The sequence below is a fragment of the Mastigocladopsis repens PCC 10914 genome (assembly GCF_000315565.1).
Taxonomy (GTDB): domain Bacteria; phylum Cyanobacteriota; class Cyanobacteriia; order Cyanobacteriales; family Nostocaceae; genus Mastigocladopsis; species Mastigocladopsis repens.
On sequence record NZ_JH992901.1, the window covers coordinates 2048151 to 2066769 of the forward strand.

21 protein-coding genes and 1 tRNA gene are annotated in these 18619 nt (G+C 43.6%); 9 read left to right on the forward strand and 13 right to left on the reverse strand.

Going from position 1 to position 18619, the window contains the following annotated elements; genetic code table 11:
- The first annotated feature begins 196 nt into the window (after window positions 1–196).
- Window positions 197–619 (forward strand): hypothetical protein, encoded by a 423-nt coding sequence (locus MAS10914_RS0111205; RefSeq protein WP_017316025.1) that lies wholly within the window; start codon window positions 197–199, stop codon window positions 617–619.
- A gap of 171 nt (window positions 620–790) precedes the next feature.
- On the opposite strand, the gene MAS10914_RS35490 is transcribed toward MAS10914_RS0111205, so the two are convergent.
- The 3 genes from MAS10914_RS35490 to MAS10914_RS0111225 form a co-directional block, all read right to left on the reverse strand.
- Window positions 791–1090 carry an alpha-amylase family glycosyl hydrolase gene (locus tag MAS10914_RS35490; protein WP_017316026.1) on the reverse strand — a complete coding sequence of 100 codons (300 nt, stop codon included), beginning with the start codon at window positions 1088–1090 and terminating at the stop codon, window positions 791–793.
- Window positions 1091–1403: 313 nt separating this feature from the next.
- Window positions 1404–2300, reverse strand: a complete 897-nt coding sequence (locus tag MAS10914_RS0111220) for a CPBP family intramembrane glutamic endopeptidase (protein WP_017316027.1) — start codon at window positions 2298–2300, stop codon at window positions 1404–1406.
- A gap of 273 nt (window positions 2301–2573) precedes the next feature.
- The gene (locus MAS10914_RS0111225) at window positions 2574–3044 is read right to left on the reverse strand and encodes an AbrB family transcriptional regulator (RefSeq protein ID WP_017316028.1); all 471 of its coding nucleotides are present in this window, start codon (window positions 3042–3044) and stop codon (window positions 2574–2576) included.
- Between the two features lie 282 nt (window positions 3045–3326).
- Here MAS10914_RS0111225 and MAS10914_RS35495 point away from each other — a divergent pair, with 282 nt between their 5' ends.
- The 3 genes from MAS10914_RS35495 to MAS10914_RS0111240 all read left to right on the forward strand — a co-directional run bounded on the left by MAS10914_RS35495 (window position 3327) and on the right by MAS10914_RS0111240 (window position 5429).
- Window positions 3327–3479: a hypothetical protein gene (locus MAS10914_RS35495; protein WP_232224145.1), complete on the forward strand. Its 153-nt coding sequence runs from the start codon at window positions 3327–3329 to the stop codon at window positions 3477–3479.
- Window positions 3480–4099: 620 nt separating this feature from the next.
- Complete coding sequence (locus tag MAS10914_RS35500) at window positions 4100–4246, forward strand: hypothetical protein (protein WP_017316030.1); 147 nt, start codon at window positions 4100–4102, stop codon at window positions 4244–4246.
- 181 nt (window positions 4247–4427) lie between these two features.
- Window positions 4428–5429, forward strand: coding sequence for a succinate dehydrogenase/fumarate reductase iron-sulfur subunit (locus tag MAS10914_RS0111240; protein WP_017316031.1), 1002 nt, complete (start codon window positions 4428–4430; stop codon window positions 5427–5429).
- Between the two features lie 84 nt (window positions 5430–5513).
- Here the strand turns inward: MAS10914_RS0111240 and MAS10914_RS0111245 are convergent, their stop codons facing one another.
- From MAS10914_RS0111245 to psbX, 4 genes are all read right to left on the reverse strand, one after another.
- Window positions 5514–6041, reverse strand: coding sequence for a TolB family protein (locus MAS10914_RS0111245; protein ID WP_017316032.1), 528 nt, complete (start codon window positions 6039–6041; stop codon window positions 5514–5516).
- A 61-nt stretch (window positions 6042–6102) separates the two neighbouring features.
- A complete protein-coding gene (locus tag MAS10914_RS0111250; protein ID WP_017316033.1) occupies window positions 6103–6663 on the reverse strand; it encodes a TolB family protein in 561 nt (186 codons plus the stop codon).
- Window positions 6664–6707: 44 nt separating this feature from the next.
- Window positions 6708–7628, reverse strand: coding sequence for a Ycf66 family protein (locus MAS10914_RS0111255; RefSeq protein WP_017316034.1), 921 nt, complete (start codon window positions 7626–7628; stop codon window positions 6708–6710).
- Window positions 7629–7914: 286 nt separating this feature from the next.
- Window positions 7915–8031 (reverse strand): photosystem II reaction center X protein, encoded by a 117-nt coding sequence (psbX, locus tag MAS10914_RS0111260; RefSeq protein WP_017316035.1) that lies wholly within the window; start codon window positions 8029–8031, stop codon window positions 7915–7917.
- Between the two features lie 263 nt (window positions 8032–8294).
- Here psbX and MAS10914_RS0111265 point away from each other — a divergent pair, with 263 nt between their 5' ends.
- Complete coding sequence (locus MAS10914_RS0111265; protein WP_017316036.1) at window positions 8295–8588, forward strand: YggT family protein; 294 nt, start codon at window positions 8295–8297, stop codon at window positions 8586–8588.
- Window positions 8589–8601: 13 nt separating this feature from the next.
- On the opposite strand, the gene MAS10914_RS34125 is transcribed toward MAS10914_RS0111265, so the two are convergent.
- Window positions 8602–8826 carry a hypothetical protein gene (locus tag MAS10914_RS34125; RefSeq protein ID WP_156818135.1) on the reverse strand — a complete coding sequence of 75 codons (225 nt, stop codon included), beginning with the start codon at window positions 8824–8826 and terminating at the stop codon, window positions 8602–8604.
- A 56-nt stretch (window positions 8827–8882) separates the two neighbouring features.
- On the reverse strand, window positions 8883–10235 hold the full coding sequence (gene accC, locus MAS10914_RS0111270; RefSeq protein WP_017316037.1) for an acetyl-CoA carboxylase biotin carboxylase subunit: 1353 nt from the start codon (window positions 10233–10235) through the stop codon (window positions 8883–8885).
- A 438-nt stretch (window positions 10236–10673) separates the two neighbouring features.
- Between accC and MAS10914_RS0111275 the strand changes: the two genes are divergently transcribed.
- The 3 genes from MAS10914_RS0111275 to MAS10914_RS0111285 all read left to right on the forward strand — a co-directional run bounded on the left by MAS10914_RS0111275 (window position 10674) and on the right by MAS10914_RS0111285 (window position 12388).
- Window positions 10674–10754 (forward strand) — tRNA-Leu (locus MAS10914_RS0111275).
- Between the two features lie 187 nt (window positions 10755–10941).
- Window positions 10942–11571 carry a chorismate lyase gene (locus MAS10914_RS0111280; RefSeq protein WP_017316038.1) on the forward strand — a complete coding sequence of 210 codons (630 nt, stop codon included), beginning with the start codon at window positions 10942–10944 and terminating at the stop codon, window positions 11569–11571.
- A 379-nt stretch (window positions 11572–11950) separates the two neighbouring features.
- On the forward strand, window positions 11951–12388 hold the full coding sequence (locus MAS10914_RS0111285; RefSeq protein WP_017316039.1) for a peroxiredoxin: 438 nt from the start codon (window positions 11951–11953) through the stop codon (window positions 12386–12388).
- A 90-nt stretch (window positions 12389–12478) separates the two neighbouring features.
- Here the strand turns inward: MAS10914_RS0111285 and MAS10914_RS0111290 are convergent, their stop codons facing one another.
- The 4 genes from MAS10914_RS0111290 to MAS10914_RS30015 form a co-directional block, all read right to left on the reverse strand.
- Window positions 12479–12865 (reverse strand): hypothetical protein, encoded by a 387-nt coding sequence (locus MAS10914_RS0111290; protein ID WP_017316040.1) that lies wholly within the window; start codon window positions 12863–12865, stop codon window positions 12479–12481.
- Between the two features lie 96 nt (window positions 12866–12961).
- Complete coding sequence (locus MAS10914_RS0111295; protein ID WP_017316041.1) at window positions 12962–13861, reverse strand: ABC transporter permease; 900 nt, start codon at window positions 13859–13861, stop codon at window positions 12962–12964.
- 124 nt (window positions 13862–13985) lie between these two features.
- Entirely contained in the window at window positions 13986–15005 is a 1020-nt protein-coding gene (locus MAS10914_RS0111300) for a daunorubicin resistance protein DrrA family ABC transporter ATP-binding protein (RefSeq protein ID WP_017316042.1), read from the reverse strand.
- 257 nt (window positions 15006–15262) lie between these two features.
- Window positions 15263–15517, reverse strand: coding sequence for a DUF4351 domain-containing protein (locus tag MAS10914_RS30015; protein ID WP_017316043.1), 255 nt, complete (start codon window positions 15515–15517; stop codon window positions 15263–15265).
- An 820-nt stretch (window positions 15518–16337) separates the two neighbouring features.
- Here MAS10914_RS30015 and MAS10914_RS34130 point away from each other — a divergent pair.
- The gene (locus MAS10914_RS34130; protein WP_017316044.1) at window positions 16338–18458 is read left to right on the forward strand and encodes a tetratricopeptide repeat protein; all 2121 of its coding nucleotides are present in this window, start codon (window positions 16338–16340) and stop codon (window positions 18456–18458) included.
- Window positions 18459–18619: the final 161 nt, after the last annotated feature.

Sequence of the window (18619 nt, forward strand, 5' to 3'; positions counted from 1 at the left end):
TAATAATCACGAATACTCCCTCCACTGTCATTTTGTCAGGCGAGGTTTTTTCTATCCACCGGGAATCCCACTTTTCTAACTTTTTTACTGTTGTTTGTAGAAAGTATTTATACTTGTTGTAAATAACAAAATTTTTAGAGATAGTTGATCTGTATATCTTGATTTTTGAAAGGGAAAATAAAATTTTATTACATATATGGAAGAAGAATCATATATAAATACAAACCTTTCCAAGGACGATAAGTTTAACAAATTAAGTAATGATAATCAGCAGTTAGTGGTTAATACTGAATTAAGTTGTAAAGTTTTGATAGATGCAATTGATAAGTATGAGCAAGCTGTTAAACAATGTATTGACCCAGAAATCAGCCGTGAAGAAACTATTTTAATAGTATCGGCTTTGATTAAAAAAATGGCGAATTCTCTACCCAGCTATCTTGAAGAAGAGCCAGGGATGAAACAGGGAATAATCTCTTTAATTCAAGAGATGCGAGAAAAAGGTCTTCAAATGAATAACCCTTTAAAAGAGCAATTCATTAAGTTTCTTGTTAGGATAAGAACTATAATTCAACCAAGTCTCACCAAAAGTTTTTCATTTATAAGGTTTAGGAGAAACTGACGTACTTGAGCAGTTCACTGGGCTTGAACTGTTCGTGGGAAGCATGATATCCAATTTTTGCCATAAAGGTTTCTCCGTCGTAATCTACTTAAAGCCGAGCTTGAGAGTTTGCAATCCACCGATACCGAAAAATTTCCCCTGCTAACAATTTCAGGAGTTCAGCAATTTTCCTCATCCCTCCTTGTAGGTAAAGCTGCACTCGCGCCCGTCATCAAATTGTGGAAACGCGCGTTCTGGCGTCTCTACTAACGCATACGATGGGTTAATCAAAAATGGGGGAGCATCTATGCGAAAGCCAGACACGCCAAGTTGCAGCCAGAAGCCGATGATTTTACGAATTTCTTCGCGTACCGCAGAGTTAGCAATATTTAAGCCTGGCTGTTCTTTGTAAAAGTGATGCAGATAGTAAGACCTCACCTGTTCGTCGTACTCCCAAATGCTCTCTTCCGCGTAATACAGGCTTGGTTGCACCTTTGTGATTACTTACAAAAACTAGGGGGGGGTAAGGGTATAAGGGTGTGTTAGCGTTCGCGCAGCGTGTCCCCTTGGGACGAGAGCGAGCCGTAGGCTGGGGGTAAGGCAAAGAATTCTTTTTTAACTCCTGCATTCAAAACACATTCTACCCCTACACCCCTACACCCCTACACTCCTTTGAAAGCGGTTTTCAAATAAATGAACCACATAACCAAAATTGAAAGCCCTGTCCAGACGTAGCATGCACTTTCATTGCAATGTGGTCTATTGAAATGCAAACGGCTGTAACGAGAAGTCACATAGATGGAGTCTATGGGCGAAATGCAATATTCTCAGAAAAAACCCAAAGAATCCCCACACTCAGGAGTAAACAAACAATTCCTGCTACACCCGCAAGGGGTTTTTTATTCTTACCTGTTATTAAGTCCGAGACGTTACCCGTGTAATGAATGAGATCTGCTGTGTCTAAAGTGGCGATCGCCCAAACCCATCCGGCATGGAGTCCCCAAGCTAAGGCTATACTACCTTCATCGACAAACCGTGCTAGTACCAACACCATTCCCATAAACCAAAGTCCAGGCAATTGTGGTGTCGTTTCTGTTTGCTCCCAAACCAAGTGTAGAAACGCAAAAATCAAACTAGAGATGAGCGCTGCTACCCAAATAGAATAATCCTTGTTTAGTTCAGTAAACACAAACCCGCGAAAAACTAACTCCTCAATACCACCTACAAACAACGCCACTAATAAGATAGGTAGCAACACAGGTTGCATAAGCTTGATATTCGACCATTGAAAACAGCACCATCCCAACCACAATTGCCCCCAAAAGACCACTGCTATGCTCAAGACTCCCAAGGCTAAACCCAGTATTAAAGAATATAGTGTTGAAATGTTTCCAATAAAGCCGTAATCTGAGAAAGGTTTGTCAGTTAGCCAACTAGCTCCCCATAAAATGAAGGGGGCTAACAGGTACAGAGATATCAGTAAAGGTAATTTTTGTTCTGGCTGCAAAGGTTTAGAGAGTTGCCAATTCAGGGCAAATGCTGTTAATGCTGATATTGGCAACCAGCAGCCCACCCAAACAATAAAAAAAGCCATTACAACAATGAATACTGGTGCATCTTTTAAAGATGACAGTAAGAAGTTGGCTGATGGCTCAAATAACGATATAAAATCACGTAAAAAAAGACGATAGACTTGTTGCATAGTAGATTTCAGGCTTGGCAAGAGAAAAGGTTTCTTGATTTGTAGCAGTTTTAGAACAGGGATAGCAGTGTTATCACTTCTTTTGCAACTGCCTCAAGTCTTGCTGACCATTAGCTTTTCTCTATTTTTAATCCAGCTTGTACCAAAATTAGTGAATTATGCAAAATGTCTCATCGTATTTTTGAGCTTAAAGAAATTTAAAAGCTTTTACTCTAGACGTAGGGACAAGTTATAAGGCTTTTACCTTAAACTTGTCTCTACTATAAGAAAACTTTACTCCTCCTCTTCTTCGTATTCGTCTTCGTCTTCTAGGTCTTCCTCGTCTTCGAGATCCTCATCGATTTCTAAATCTTCATCATGCTGGAGTAGCTTTTTATCACTATCAACTTGAATTAAGTGAATATGCTTGTATCCCAGCTTAATTTCAAACTCATCACCTGGCTTTAAGCCCATTGCTTTGGTGTAAGTTGCACCAATAACAATTTGACCGTTTTGATGGACACTTACCCGATAGGTCGGTTCACGTCCACGACCATCTTTAGGTGCTTCTGGACTTAGGGGAATTCCCCTAGCCGATAGCAAAGCGTCATAAAAATCGGTAAGATTGACACGAACTTGGTTATTTTTAGTAACTGTATAGTAACCACACTGCTTGGCTCTTTCGCGCCGTGGTAAATTAGAAAGTTCTTTTACTTTAGCTAGCAGTGCTTTTCCAGTTAATGGTGCGGTAGCGGTTTCAGTCATTACGCTCTAAATATCCTCACTCTCTCCAAACAAATAAACAAATTGTCTTTTGCCAGTACTTGGCTTCTTAACATCTGCACGCAGTTACTTAAGACTCTAAAATCAAGGGCTGATTCCTCCAAATAGAAGAGCCATAAGAGCATCTGTTATGGTTCCCCACAACAAATTCCAGTTCTAGTTGTCACAGGCATTAATTTTGGTAATTTTACGGCACTTTTAACCATTATTTGCCATTTGAAATGAAATAATTCTCTTTTTTGGCACTAATACAGTGGTGAAACTTTGAGCAACCTTTACAAATTGGGGAGGCAAAAAGAGGTGAGAATTTTCCTCCCCACCGAACTTGTGATTGCCCAAGAGGCACTGCGCTCCGCGCAATCGGCGGAAGCCGTCACTCAGAGTTCTCGCCTTTTTGCCGTTGTGTTCTACCACTAGAAACAAGTCGTAGATCCAACAAATTGCAGGCTTTTTACTTTCCTATATCTGCCTTTATTACCCTTGACTCGTAGGGTTTTCCCCCCTCATACTCAGGAAGCATAAGACAGATTATAGTACTTTCATAGGGTTGTGCCGACATACAACCTTTTATCCTGCCAGTAGAGACACGAAATTTCTCGCCTCCACTTTATGACAAAGAAACAAAGCAGTAACAGCCGCACTTATATGGCGATTGATACTGGTTTTGTTGCCTCGTAATTTTATATTAAATAGTAGCATGGTTTAATAATAGCAAAAGTAGTGTTTAATTTTGAATTAAACTTGCTAGTACACTTTTTTCTAAAACCCTAACCTCGGGATGAGTATTACTGAACGGCTTTTATAAAAATTCATTTAATTTAGACAAGCAGTTTTAACAAGTGAGATACATCCTTTGAGTTTCTTGATTAAGAGGTCAAGATGTTCATTAAGAGCTTTAACAATTCTATATAACCAAAAAATTGGCACTTTGCGACCGACGGAACGATTTTTCCAGTCAGGGCTTCTTTCACTCGTGTTGACATTAAAATACAGTTATAACCTAAGGAGCATTTAATTTGAAAATTTTCAGTTAAGGGATGAACTTAAGTCCTACTCACCCTGTCCCTTTTTTCTACTCCCCTTGTGCATTAGCCCAAACAGATGAATTAATTGTCAAGCAGCGATTACTTTCTTCTGCTGGGCTAGCTGTTGACACATCAGGTGCTAAACCCATGGGGCGCTGATATAACTAAGATTTCCATGATTATCCTTAAACTAGAGTTTAAGTAGTTTAATCATCAGCCTATTAACAGCTAGCTTTGAATTAAGGGCAACAAGAGTATAGCTCACTTGTTTGGAACCAACCCATATGTGGGAATAATTTCATAGGTATGTATAACAATTTCAAAACTTTGGTTGGTGGCAATGGAAGTTCTTTTTAAGGTCATAAGGCAGCAACAAAATTCCTCGCCGGTTGTGCAAACTTACCTTTTGGATGCCGAAGGGGGGAATACAATTCTAGATTGTCTCAATCGTATTAAGTGGGAGCAAGATGGAACATTGGCGTTTCGCAAAAATTGCCGCAATACAATTTGTGGTAGCTGCGCTATGCGAATCAATGGACGTTCGGCTTTGGCTTGTAAGGAAAATGTTGGCAGTGAAATTGCCAAATTACAACAGAGCCAAATAACAGGATGTCATGCGAATGTTATTCCAGAAATAACGATCGCACCAATGGGCAATATGCCTGTCATCAAAGATTTAGTGGTGGATATGAACAGTTTTTGGAACCACCTTGAGAAAGTTGCTCCTTATGTGAGTACAGCAGGACGTAGTGTCCCAGAAAGGGAATTTTTACAAACACCCCAAGAGCGATTGCGCCTTGATGAAACTGGTAACTGTATCATGTGTGGAGCTTGTTACTCTGAGTGCAATGCTCGTGAAGTAAACCCAGATTTTGTGGGTCCCCACGCCCTTGCCAAAGCTTACCGCATGGTGGCAGACTCTCGTGATAGCACAACGGAAACTCGTTTAGAAAAATATAATGAAGGAACTAAAGGAGTTTGGGGTTGCACCCGTTGTTTTTACTGTAATTCTGTATGTCCAATGGGTGTTGCCCCACTAGAACAAATCACTAAAATTAAGCAGGAAATTCTCGAACACAAACAAGCTAGCGACAGCCGTTCAATTCGCCATCGCAAAGTCCTAGTAGACTTAGTCAAAGAAGGTGGGTGGATTGATGAGCGTCAATTTGGCTTACAAGTGCTGGGGAACTATTTCCGAGACATCAAAGGACTCCTAAGTCTTGCTCCTCTTGGGTTGCGAATGTTAGCTCGAGGTAAATTCCCCTTAGCATTTGAGCCTTCCCAAGGAACTCAACAAGTGCGATCGCTCATCGAAGCCGTGCAGCAAGAAATAGGGGAGTAGGGGAAGTGGAGGAGTGGAGGAGTGGAGATGTTGGTTCTTTCCTCCCCTCCCCGTTTCCTCCCCTCCATCTCCCTCATCTCCCCACTAACGTGGGTCTTGAGGCACATTTAACGGTTGCCCAGAACGGTTATAAACTAAAATATCCCATTGTCCATTAACACTAGACTCAAAAGCAATCCTACTGCCATCAGCACTAATTGTTGGATTACGGACTTCTGCTTGCAAGTTAGCAGTCAAGTTTCTTAGTTGACGTGTTTCTCTGTCATAAAGAAAAATAGCTGCTCGCCCCTGACGACTACCGATTAACACGATATAACGACCATTCTCAGAAACAGCAGGATGAGAAGCGACAGTATCAAAGGAATTTAAGCCAGGCAAATCAACCAAACTACGAGTTACCGCATCAAACATATAAACATCTTGGCTGCCCTGGCGATCGCTCGTAAAAACAATGTATCTTCTTGAAATTTGGGGTTCTAATTCCGAAGCAGAACTATTAAGACTCTGACCTCCTGGATCGTATCCATAATTCACTAAGCGCGGGTAGCCAGCACAGCCACCTAACAAACTCGTTATGGCAAATACAGGGACAAAAATAGAGTGTTTCGTCATTAGTCAAAAGTCAAGAGTCAAAAATTATTCTACTCCCCTGCTTCCCCCACTCCCCCACTCCTCACGGGGGTGTAGCCACGGCTGCGCCATTGGGAATATCTAACTCAATGTTTGGTCCGCGATCTAGAACTTCAATGTCCCACTGACCACGGCTAGCAGTTTCAAAAACAACATAACGCCCGTCTGGGCTGATACTTGGATTTCTGACCCAGCCACGATAGATTGGGGTAAGGATTTGTGACTGTTGGCTAGCGCGATCATAGAGAGCCACAACTGGTCTACCTTGGTCGCTCGTGATGTAGGCAGTATAACGTCCGGTGTAGCTAAGGCTAGGACTTTCGGTAATTGTCTCCGGTCGATTTAAGCCTTGTGTCTGAACAAACTGCTGTTGTTCCAAGTCGTAGATAAGCAGTTGATGACTACCATTGCGATTAGATACAAATGCTAAAAAACGACCATTTCCACTCAATGCCGGTTGCTGTTCAGTGTAGCGGCTGTTGAGAGATGTTGGTCCAATCGGGGTATCGCTGTAACCACAGGATACAAGCAAACTTGCCATTGCAAAACTAAGACCCCAAGGAATTTGCCTTTGGAGCCAAAAACTAGGTGTAACTTTTTTCACCTCAACCTTGTCCCGTTACCCCTGCGTCCTCCACCTAAGCTGATTTATACATCATCATCAAAATTCGATGAATTATCAAGATCATCACCCGAACGCTCTGAACGGTCTATTGGTTTGTAATCTACATATTCTGTGGAAATAACCTCATCATCCTCACGTTCTCTTCGGGGAGACGATTCAGTTGGTGTACGACGTTTTCTAGGTCTGGGAGGAACATCTTCATCACGCGTTTCTGGACGTACTGGTCCGTTACTACCACGACGAGGAGGTCTTTTTTCTTCAGTAGTTGAACTATCCCAATTATCAACTGTTTTGGAAGCACTCCAATCCTCATCATCAAACCTTTCCGAGGGGCGCACAGAACGCCCAGAACTACGGCGACGGGTTTTGTCAGTTTTGTCAGTTGTTGTCAGCCTTTCACTGCCATTGCGACGTTCTGGACGACGCGGGGTTTCATCTTCGTAGTAATCATCACGAGATGAACGGCTATCCCTACTACCCGAAATTCGACCACGCACGGGGCGCTCATCGTAATCATCTTCATAAGGCAGGGGTTCTAATTCAGCGTCTACCTGTGCCTTATATTTCCTGTTATACCTGTAGTTGTCGCTGACTTCTCGTTCGTCATCCACAATAGGGGTGTTACGCTTGGCTTGCTGGGTTGCTATACCCCTTAGACGAATACTTTCAACCGCAAAAAATATCGTTGAGCCTGCCAACAGCAACTGACCAAATTGTAAAATCGGGTCAAGACGCCAACCTTGAAAGACGAGAATGAAGCCGCAAAGTAATCCCACCGCAGCAAAAAAGATATCTTGGTCGCGTGAGAGTTCTGGACGCACAGAGCGCAGAAAGTAGAGTGCTGCCCCAGCCACAGCCAAGAAAATTCCTAGAATACTGGCTGAGTTTGCCCCAAAATTTACCTGAGCCAGAACACTGGCTGAGTTCAGCCCAAACATTAGCATTGTTGTTTACCCAATATCAAAATCTATGTTAGCGAGTCAGAATTTAAATCTCTACTGTAATTAGACACAATATACTTTAAAGACGCGAAGTTGCCTCGCTCTGCGTGGAGCTTTGCTAACGCGTCTCTAGTCTCTACATTATGACCTAAAGCTAAGAACCCTGTGTTTGTCAGCTTAGTATAAATATTATGATGAATTGCGAAGAATCTGCAATTAAGCAATTCACTCACACAAAACCAGTTTTAAGAATAGAGACGTGGTATCCCACGTCTCTACAAAAGTCTTATTAGCGTTGGATTTTATCTTTCTGGCTAACAAAAATCAATCCTAGTGTGGCAGGGATAACGACAATTGCTGTACCCCAAACCAGACTCCAAAGGAAATTTGCTAAAGATGGCGTCATAGATTTCAACCTTTTTTTACACTCTTATCACAATTTTAATAGTCTATCAGACCCTTGAGAAGCCATTTATGGCAGTAGGGAGTAGTTCACCGTAGTGGTTAACGGCGACTCCTATCCTGTCAAGGATAGACTGTAGTAGTGCTATATTCCCCTTTGGGTAACAGCATTTAGTTAAAATTAGAGAAAGGCTTTACAAAGCTTAAAATTTGCTCACCCTGTTTCAGTTCTTTCCTTTATTTACACAAAAAAGTCAAGCTTAAATCATGACTGGTGTTGACATTACTGCTTGGATTCTCGGTCCAGTGTTGGGACTGATGATATTTTTGTTTATTTTCCGGATTATTCTGACTTGGTATCCTCAGGTTGATCTGAATCGTTTGCCTTTTAATCTAGTAGCTTGGCCTACTGAACCCTTTTTGGTGCCATTGCGAAAGATTGTACAACCTATCGGTGGAGTGGACATTACCCCCATCATTTGGGTAGGTATCCTCAGTTTTTTACGGGAAATTCTCCTGGGTCAGCAAGGACTGCTGACCATGCTGTCTCGTGTCCAATAGGCTTTGGGGTTTGTTAGTTGTTAGTTGTGAGTCCACCACTGCGGGAGGGTTTCCAACGCCAGATGCTCCACTTGGGGAGCCACCCCCGTGGTGAGCCAGCGCTATGCAGGAGGGTTTCCCGACTTGAGGGGAGTGGCGTGAGACCCCAAGACCGCACTGGCTCCTCCGCAGGTGACTGGCGTTGGCGTAGCCTCAGGGGAGGAGATACCCGTTCGCCGTAAGGCGTGGCGTTAGCCATAGGGTTAGTTGTTGCCAGTCAAAAATTAACTACTAACTACTACTCAGTCACAAACACTACTGCACTAAAGTTTTCATCTCCTGTACGAAATTAGTGTAGACTTGCCCCTTCAAAAACTGCGGGTGTTCCATAATTTTCTGATGAAATCCAATAGTCGTGGGTAGTCCCGTAATGGCACATTCTCGCAGTGCTCGTTTCATGCGGTTAATAGCAGTAGGACGGTCTGCGCCCCAAACGATTAACTTGCCAATGAGTGAGTCGTAGTAAGGAGGAATTTGGTAATCGGTGTAAACATGGGAGTCAATGCGAACTCCAGGACCTCCAGGAGGGAGATAACCACTGATACGTCCAGCAGAGGGGCGAAAGTCATTGTCAGGATCTTCCGCATTAATGCGGCACTCGATCGCATGACCTCGCAAGACGACTTGGTCTTGTGTCAGCTTGAGTCTTTCCCCTTGGGCAATAAGGATTTGTTCGACAACCAAATCTATCCCAGTAATCATCTCCGTCACTGGATGCTCGACTTGAATCCGGGTGTTCATTTCCATAAAGTAGAATTGACCGGATTTATCCAAGAGAAACTCAATGGTTCCAGCCCCACTGTAGTTAATAAATTGGGCAGCTTTGACAGCAGCTTCTCCCATTTTCTCTCGCAGGTCTGGGTCTAAAGCCGGGCTAGGGGCTTCTTCTAGAAGTTTCTGGTTGCGGCGTTGAATCGAACAATCCCGTTCCCCTAAATGGATGACGTTGCCGTAGTTATCAGCCAATATTTGAAATTCAATATGGCGGGGACGCTCAATAAATTTTTCTAGGTAGACCCCAGAATTACCAAATGCAGCTCCCGCTTCACCTTGGGCTGCTTGGTAGGATTTGACGAACTCATTTTCAGAACCTACTAAGCGCATACCTCGTCCACCACCGCCCGCTGTGGCTTTAACCATCACTGGGTAGCCAATTTTTCTAGCGATCACCAAGCCTTCTTGTTCCGACTCTACCAAGCCATCGCTACCAGGTACCGTAGGAACCCCAGCTTTTTGCATGGTTTCTTTCGCAGTAGATTTATCCCCCATGAGCCGAATAGCTTCGGGAGATGGACCTATAAAAGCAATATGATGGTCAGCACAGATTTCTGCAAACCGAGCATTTTCAGCCAAGAATCCATAGCCAGGGTGAATAGCGCTGGCATTACGTGTCAATGCCGCTGCAATAATATTGGGAATATTCAAATAACTTTTACCGCTGGCAGCTTCGCCAATGCAAACCGCTTCATCGGCAAGTTGGACGTGTAGAGCATTACGGTCAACGGTGGAGTGTACCGCAACTGTCGCAATCCCCATTTCTTCACAGGCGCGGAGAATGCGAAGCGCAATTTCTCCCCGATTAGCAATTAATATTTTGTCAAACTTCATCTTCTAGCTTTGATATCAGTCCATGTAGATTGACATTTTCTGCCGTCAAAATTGAAATTACGCAGAGCCTCATCTCAAATTCTGACTGGAGATTCCCAAACCTCTTCCCAAAAATCAGGAAGGATTTGGCTGCTTGCCTCTACGGGTATTAACTAGACTAGCAATATTGCTGCTGCTAATCTGGAGTTAGTTTCCCGAGTTTGGCATTTTTTCGTACCGTGCGCGACAGCTTAGACTCAATTTCCGAGCAGCTGCGGTTGCCACCGCTCGTCGCTATACCCCTTTTTAATATCACTTGTGCAGCTACTACATTTCTGTCCGTCGAGTATACCCATTTGAGATATTTCTAAATATCTGAACTTAAATTTTCTCTAACTTGGGTATCACCTTACTGTAATTGTTTCTCTTATGCTATACTTTCATAGTCAAAGAAAGCTTGCGGATGTGGCGGAATTGGTATACGCGCACGTTTGAGGGGCGTGTGGCTTTGCCTTGCGAGTTCGAGTCTCGCCATCCGCATTTTTTAGTTCTGAGTCCTAAGGAGCCACCACTGTGGGTGGGTTCCACGCCCTGTTGAGGCAACTAGTGTTACCGAGTCCTAAGTTAGATTTTGGTAAATAGTAAAAAATACCTATTTTTTTTCCTTCTCGTACTTAGAACTTCAACTTATGCTTTTATAGAGATTAGTGAAGTTTTGTAAAGAACCTTGACAGCGACTGTTACACCGATAAACAACTTAACAATACCCTCGGGGTGGCACCGCCTCACTCCGCTTTGGCAAGGTGGCGAGGAAGTCATTCAACAAGGTTTGCCACACACTCAGCTGGCACCGACTTGGCAATTACTCCTTTTAGGTGACGGCTCCCCAACAAGACACTTACAACTGCTGACAGGCGAGCCTACGGAAGTGGATGTCATCGATATGTCATTAATTGGCATGGACTTGGATGGTGCCCCCGACCTCATACAAGCTGTGCCAGGACCAAGGCTGCGGCGGCAGGTCTGGCTGCGTACTGCCTCTGGTCAGCGGTTGGCGTATGCCACCTCATGGTGGGAAGGTTCTCATGTAGATGAGTATTTGCAAAATCGTTCGTTACCTATTTGGGCAAGTTTAGCTCGTCTCCGTACAGAGTTGTATCGGGATGTCCAAGGGATTTACTCCGGTAACTCGAAAGCTTTGGAGTTAGGTTTTAATGAGACTGGGCCTTTTTGGGGTCGCCACTACTTGTTTTGGCATCATGGGCAACCCCTAACGTTAATTTACGAAGTTTTCTCGCCCTATTTAACAAAATATTTGGGATCCATGCAGCTAAGTTCAATCAATGGTAAGGTTTAGTCCCAAAATATAGAACTTAGAACGTATTTCAGAATAGATTCTCAAGAGTGCAAAACGCAAAACACAGAAGGCAGAAGGCAGAATAATTCTTGAGTTCTGTGTTCTGTATTTTTCTACCTACAAGAAATGAAGTGCAAAATGCAATGGAAGACCTAGTGGTCTATCGCATTTATTTTGAAGGCTTCGTAGTGAGCGCTTAAGCGCTTAAAGAACCTATGACTAAAGTCTTTACTACATTAAATGCGATAAACCACTAGAGCAGATGCAATAAAAAAAGTGTATAAAGTTTGATACAATAACCGCCATCAGGGAAAGTCGAACAATGTTACTAACAATAACTTACCCTGAAGTTAACCTTGTATAGGAAAATACTAAAACTATGCCATTAGCAGTTGGTAGTGATGCGCCTACATTTACCGTCAAAGACACCAACGGCAACACTGTCTCATTATCTGATTTCAAGGGCAAAAAGGTGGTTTTGTATTTCTACCCCAAAGACGATACCCCAGGCTGTACTAAACAAGCCTGTAGCTTTCGAGATGCCATTGACAATTATCAGAGCAAAGATGTTGTGGTGCTAGGAGTCAGTGTAGATGATGAAGCTTCTCATCAGGCATTCACCGAAAAATATAATCTCAATTTTCCGCTACTAGCTGACACCAATAAAACCTTGGTTAAAGCATACGATGTTGATGGTGGTGGTTATGCCAAGCGCGTTACCTACGTCATTGATGGTAACGGCAAAATTATTCATGTTGACTCTAGTGTCAACACATCCTCTCACGCTAGCGATGTTTTAGCGGCATTGGGGCTGTAAAAGCTATTAGTCATTGAGGAGAACACAGAACACACGTCTGAATAATAAAAAGTTTTTGAGTTCTGCGTTCTGTGTTCTTTTTTTGTCACCTTACTTACCCGATTGCGGTGTAATAACCTGAGGTGTATTCACCTGAAAGCGTGGTTGGTTTGGCTGCTGTTGAGTTGGATTTTGCAGATAGAACTGTTCTTGCTTTTTCTTGAATGCTGCTGCAGCGTCATTCAGTTGTTGATTCTGTTCATCTGCATTCCAAACCGTACTTCCTTGTTGAACGCGATGAATTAAATTAAAGAAACCCGAATTATTCACCTCATCGCTGCGAGGTGATAATGGATCGTCATTCTGTTGTGGATCGAGGTCTTGTAGGATACTTCTAGATTGAGCTAAGGTGGGTTGAGGCAATAGCAAGGAAACTAAGCTGATTCCAGCAACGGTCACAACAACAATCTGCTTAAGCGGTAAAAATGGTTTTTTCATAAAAGCCTCCAAGAATTTTGGAAACCCACACCTTGCAGGCGTGGGATTAAGGTATTTTTCCCCTACAATCGCGCAAAATTAGATAATGCTTCTATCTTAAGCAAGAGTCCGTCGCAGTTGGGGTTGAATACTCAATAATGCGACAACGGCAAAGCCTAGCAACACAAGCAACGCACCGCCAAAGGTGACATCACCCCAAAAAGCATGCATCACTACACTATTTAATCCCCAATCTTTGTGAAGATACAAGTAGCGAATGGGTTCAATGGCATAGCTGAGGGGATTCAGCGTCGCCACAACCTGCAACCATTGAGGCATAAAGGATAAAGGAGCTAAAGCTGTGCTCGCAAACAACAATGGCAGGTTACTCACAAAAATAACCGCAATGAGTTCGATGTGTCCAGGTAAGGCAAAAGCTAAACCAAGGCTGATAGCCGTCACGCCTAATGCAAGGAGAAAGACGATCAGGGCGATCGCACCCAAACCAACTGCATCTGGGAACCCAGCTCCTAAAAAGGCTGCTGCTGTCACAATAACCGCAGCTTGCACCAAACTCTGACTGATAATAAAGATTGCCGACGCCAGAACTATCGAAAATCTTGATGCGAGTGGAGCCACCAGCAAACGATTCAAAAAGCCAAACTCGCGATCAAACATCACGGGTAAGCCAGCGTTGAGCGCTCCAGCAAATGCGGTAAAAACAATTATACCAGCACCCAGAAATTGCCCATAATTTGTCGTATTACCAAAGATACCCTGAGGCGCATTTTGAAACAAAGCCCCAAACAGCACCAACCAAATGACTGGTTGAATAATTCCTGCAATTAAGGTTGAAGGACGCCGTTGCAATTGAATAAACAAGCGGCGAGTCAAAGCCAGCGTTTCTTGCACAAATTCAGCAAATACATTGGGAGCAGCATCTACTTTGTAAGCTTGAGGTGATGCTATTTGCTGCCAATTGATATCCGATTTTGGAGGTAAAACAGTACCACTCATAGTAGTTGTTAGTTGTTAGTTGTTAGTTGTAGAGACGCGCCATGGCGCGTCTGTACATTTGTTAGTTGTAAATTGGGCTTGTAGTAAGCGCTTAAGCGCTCATTACGAACCCATTCCCTAGTATCTATCTCATACTCTGCTTCTTTTCCGCCTTCGGATCGCGACTTCCAACAGCCGCAAGTTCTGCATCCATCAAAGTTCGTCCTGTCGCTGCAAGATAAACATCATCCAAACTTGGGCGAGATTGGGCGATACTAAAAATCGGTAAACTAGCGGAATTCAGAGCTTGCTGAATGGTCATCAGAGCATCATTTTGCGGCGTTACCACCAAGTTGAGGGAATTCCCCTGAGCGCTATTAATAATCACTTCTTGAACAAACGACAAAGATTTCAGCAAATCTTTGGCTTTCTCGGCTTCCTCAACGGGTGAAAATTCGCGGATTCGTAAAGTGATGCGATCGCCCCCTACTCTATCTTTCAATTCCGAAGGTGTTCCTGTCGCAATCACGACTCCACGATCAATAATCGCCACCCTATCAGCCAAAGCGTCTACTTCTTCCAAATAATGACTGGTAATCAATACCGTTGTTCCAGCTTCTCGCAGCTTCCGCAGGAAATCCCATACCACAAAACGGCTTTCTATGTCAAGACCTACTGTTGGCTCATCCAAAACCAAGACATCTGGTGCGTGGAGTAATCCTGCTGCCAAGTCTAGGCGCTTGCGTAACCCGCCAGAGTAAGTGCCAGTCTTTTTATCTGCATATTCCTGCAAACCGAGTAACTCCAGCACTGTGTTCACTCGTTGTTTTCCCACTGCGCCAGGTATGTGATAAAGTGCGGCTTGCAGTTGCAACAGTTCGCGTCCAGTCAGTACTTTATCTGGCGCCACTTCCTGGGCGACATAACCTAGCCGTTTTCTTGCTGCCCTAGGGTTATTGATAACAGATATGCCAGATACTTCTATAATACCCGCATCCGGTGTGGTCAGAGTACACAAAGAACGCAGGGTAGTGGTTTTTCCCGCTCCATTGGGACCGAGTAAACCAAAGATTTCCCCTGGTTCTACCTTGAAGGAAACATCCTTCACGGCTTCAACCGTACCGTAGCGCTTTTTTAAATTTTCAATTAAAACGGCGGCAGCCATGATAGTTTATCCTAACTATACAAATCTCAACAAAGTCTATCTTTATTGTAGTTGAGTGCTGTTAGGGGTGGCGAGCGCACTCGTAACGCAGCGTCTTAAAGGGCGATTCGCCTGGGTACGACTCAATACGGTTCAGTTAAGGTTGATGTGTAAAAAATCATTTGTGTAGAGACGCGCCATGGCGCGTCTCTACATTGTGTTCCTGATAAGGATTCTGGTCTTATCACCAAGCGTATTGGGGTACGACTCGCTTTATCTTATTGGTTAGATTGCGCTGGGGAGATATTGGCGAGGTAATTGACTAAATCACTTTGGCTAGAGAAATCCAACAACGCCTCAGCTAACTCGTCTAACTGAGTGATGGATAAGGCGCGAATCTGCTGTTCTATCTCCGGTTCAATTGCACCACACCGACGTCTCATCTGACGCAGTATGACCGCTACCTCTCCTTTTTGGAGACCTCTTTGTTCTCCCTTTTGCAAAATGTCTTGGTAAATCACAGATTCTTGCATAACTTCCTCTCTAAATAGCTGTGTAATCAAATTTTTTGGAAACCTCAAACCAGCTAAAACCTGTACGCAAGCTGATATATTCTACAGTGACCAGTGAACAGTGAACAGTGAACAGTGACCAGGTTTCACCTAGGGTTTAAATCCCCAAGTCAAACGTACCATCTTTGATTGGGGTCTACCTCCCGCTAGCCCTGAGCGGCGTCGAAGGGCTAAAAACTGGTAACTGGTAACTGCAAATGTGGATTTTATGCTATTCTATAAATAATGGAGAAGTTGCGCGCAGATAAACTCAGCTTCATAACAGCGCAATTGGTCGCCGAAAATATTTAGTTACATCACCACAAATAATAATGTAGAGACGTAGTATGCTACGTCTCTACAACCGTGTATTGCACGCAACCGAGAAGCGCTATAAAATCTCAACGACAAGTATCAACATCCCGCTGACGAGTGTTTAAGATTCAGCGACGAGTGTTGAGGACTCAACCACGAGTATCAGAACCTCACCGACGAGTGTTGAGGACTCAACCACAAGTATCAGAACCTCACCGACGAGTGTTGAACACTCAGCCACGAGTATCAGAACCTCACCGACGAGTGTTGAACACTCAGCCACGAGTATTAACATCTCGCCGACGAGTGTTTGAGACTCAGCCAACAAATCATAGGATGGGCATTGTCCCTAAAAACTCATGTGATAGACACTTGAGATATTGTACTGCCCACCTTACAGAAAATTGCTGTAAGGGCGGGGTGAGGTGTAACTCATGAATGCAACGCGCCTTTCCGTAATTGCGGGCAAGAGTGTTGAAGCATCATAATGTTGAAGCATCATAATATTGATATCTCACACCTGCGCCTACCCATGAACGAACAGCGCCAGCAAGCCTATCTCGACTTGATTGAAAGACTGCTGAATTGTCCGAGTGGTGAAGAACCAGAGATTTTACAGGCTAACCAAGATTTACTTGATGCTGACTTCTTGCAGATGCTGGAAGCTGTGGCGGAGTATACATCACAGCAGGGGGATGAAAATGCAGCGAATTGGTTGAGAAATCTGGCGATTCAGTTGAGGGAAGCGTTGAATTTATCCTTACCAACTGCTGCGAAAATTTCAGAAGAAGACTTCCAAGCGCATCTGCAATTCTTGATGAAGATACTGCAAGCAACAGCAGAAAGTAGAGGTGACGCGCAGGTAATTTACCCGTTGCTGGTAAACAACACACAATATCTCGATCTGAATTTAGCAGAACTCTTGCGGCGTTGGGCGACAAGTAAGCTGGCAGAAGTTGAGACAGATGTCGCACAATTCATCGCCGTAGGTATTGGCAATTTTAGTAATCTCATTCAGCAATTCCCCTTGGGTGACAAAGCCAGCAACATGGAAATTGTGATCGCAGGTTATGAAACCGTGTCAACCGTGTTCACCCGCGACGCCTTCCCGCAAGATTGGGCGATGACGCAAAATAATCTGGGGCTTGCTTACTGGGACAGAATATTGGGGGAGAAAGCACAGAATATAGAAAATGCGATCGCTTCCTACACCCAGGCTTTGTCTGTTAGAACCAAAGACGCCTTGCCCCAAGATTGGGCGATGACGCAAAATAATCTGGGGAATGCTTACTGGGACAGAATATTGGGGGACAAAGCACAGAATATAGAAATGGCGATCGCTTCCTACACCAATGCTTTGGAAGTAACAACCCGCAAAGCATTTCCCCAAAACCATGCTGAGACATTATTCAACCTGGGTATTGCTTACCAAGACGTACAACGCTTCACTGAAGCTTACACGACTTTTAAATCTGCTATTGAAACAGCAGAGTTGTTGCGGGGGGAAATTGTTTCTGGCGATGAAATCAAACGCAAGCAAGCAGAATACTTTAATCGAATTTACCGCCGCATGGTAGAAGTTTGTCTGGAGTTGCAAAAATCTACCGAAGCAATTGAATATATTGAGCGTAGCAAAACCCGTAACTTGGTGGAACTGTTGTTCACCCCTGACTTGTACCCCAAACTCGCCATATCTGAAGAATCCAAAAATCAACTGCAACAGCTACAGCAAGACATCGAAGCAGAAAAGCGCCGTATAGAACAAGCAGAAAAATCTAATCTCCATGATAGCGATCGCACCCAACTCAATGAGTTGCGTCAACAGCGAGAACAACGGATCACAAGAATTATCAGCTTAAACCCCATCCCCTATGACGAGATTCACAATCTACTAGATAACGAAACTGCCATTATTCAGTTCTATATCTTTGATAATTGTTTTCGTGCCAAGATTGTCAAGGCTTGTCAAGACAGTCGGACAACCTATAAAAATGTTGCTTCAGCCTATCAAGACATAGAAAACAAAATTGATAAGTTGCCTAAAAAAGGTGAGAACAATGAGGTGACAACAGACGAATTAAGAGAATTAAAAAACAAGTTGAAAGAATTACCGCAATTAGCCTTAGAATACACTCGCCAACTGCGAAATTTAGAAGACAATCACAATACGATCGCCATCAATGAACATAATTATTCTGAAAAATTGCAACAAATAAGTGGTATTATACAAGATGATGATTTGCTGTTCCTAAAAACTTTCAACAGAGATAATTCTCCTTTCTTCCAAAAACAAATTCAAGCGGATTTGGGATATTTCCGCCACGGTTCTACATTGTTAGATCAAGCCATATCCTCAATTCGCGGCATAGTAGAAATAGAACAAGCCGAACGCGATCGCTCTTTGGAAAACACTATCCAAATCGTCGGTGTCGGGTTAGGTGCAGGTGCGATAGTATCAGGGGTTGTTACACAACACATCGACAAACCATTTGCGCCCATATCTTTCAATAACCCGCCCCATCCCATAATGATATCGTTGTTTTGGAGTGTCGCAGCGAGCTTGTTTTTTGGCGCTTTAGCTTGGCTTTGGACTAAATTCAAGAATTAGGTTTGGTAATGGTGAGTAGTTCATGGTGTCTGGTGCAAAAGTCAATTTTGTGAAAAAAACCACAGATGGACGAGCCAGCGCCTTGCGGGGGTTCCCCCCGTTGTGGCGACTGGCGTACAGATGGACACAGATAATTTATCTGCGTGCATTTGCGGTTCTAA

Coding starts and splice junctions, on each gene's coding strand:
- psbX (WP_017316035.1), bottom strand. CDS start 8,031: ATGACGCCATCTTTAGCAAATTTCCTTTGGAGTCTGGTTTGGGGTACA.
- MAS10914_RS0111220 (WP_017316027.1), bottom strand. CDS start 2,300: ATGCAACAAGTCTATCGTCTTTTTTTACGTGATTTTATATCGTTATTT.
- MAS10914_RS0111225 (WP_017316028.1), bottom strand. CDS start 3,044: ATGACTGAAACCGCTACCGCACCATTAACTGGAAAAGCACTGCTAGCT.
- MAS10914_RS0111300 (WP_017316042.1), bottom strand. CDS start 15,005: ATGGCTGCCGCCGTTTTAATTGAAAATTTAAAAAAGCGCTACGGTACG.
- MAS10914_RS0111285 (WP_017316039.1), top strand. CDS start 11,951: ATGCCATTAGCAGTTGGTAGTGATGCGCCTACATTTACCGTCAAAGAC.
- accC (WP_017316037.1), bottom strand. CDS start 10,235: ATGAAGTTTGACAAAATATTAATTGCTAATCGGGGAGAAATTGCGCTT.
- MAS10914_RS0111265 (WP_017316036.1), top strand. CDS start 8,295: ATGACTGGTGTTGACATTACTGCTTGGATTCTCGGTCCAGTGTTGGGA.
- MAS10914_RS34125 (WP_156818135.1), bottom strand. CDS start 8,826: ATGGCTAACGCCACGCCTTACGGCGAACGGGTATCTCCTCCCCTGAGG.
- MAS10914_RS0111255 (WP_017316034.1), bottom strand. CDS start 7,628: ATGCTAATGTTTGGGCTGAACTCAGCCAGTGTTCTGGCTCAGGTAAAT.
- MAS10914_RS0111295 (WP_017316041.1), bottom strand. CDS start 13,861: ATGAGTGGTACTGTTTTACCTCCAAAATCGGATATCAATTGGCAGCAA.
- MAS10914_RS34130 (WP_017316044.1), top strand. CDS start 16,338: ATGTTGAAGCATCATAATATTGATATCTCACACCTGCGCCTACCCATG.
- MAS10914_RS0111240 (WP_017316031.1), top strand. CDS start 4,428: ATGGAAGTTCTTTTTAAGGTCATAAGGCAGCAACAAAATTCCTCGCCG.
- MAS10914_RS0111290 (WP_017316040.1), bottom strand. CDS start 12,865: ATGAAAAAACCATTTTTACCGCTTAAGCAGATTGTTGTTGTGACCGTT.
- MAS10914_RS35500 (WP_017316030.1), top strand. CDS start 4,100: ATGAACTTAAGTCCTACTCACCCTGTCCCTTTTTTCTACTCCCCTTGT.
- MAS10914_RS0111245 (WP_017316032.1), bottom strand. CDS start 6,041: ATGACGAAACACTCTATTTTTGTCCCTGTATTTGCCATAACGAGTTTG.
- MAS10914_RS0111205 (WP_017316025.1), top strand. CDS start 197: ATGGAAGAAGAATCATATATAAATACAAACCTTTCCAAGGACGATAAG.
- MAS10914_RS30015 (WP_017316043.1), bottom strand. CDS start 15,517: ATGCAAGAATCTGTGATTTACCAAGACATTTTGCAAAAGGGAGAACAA.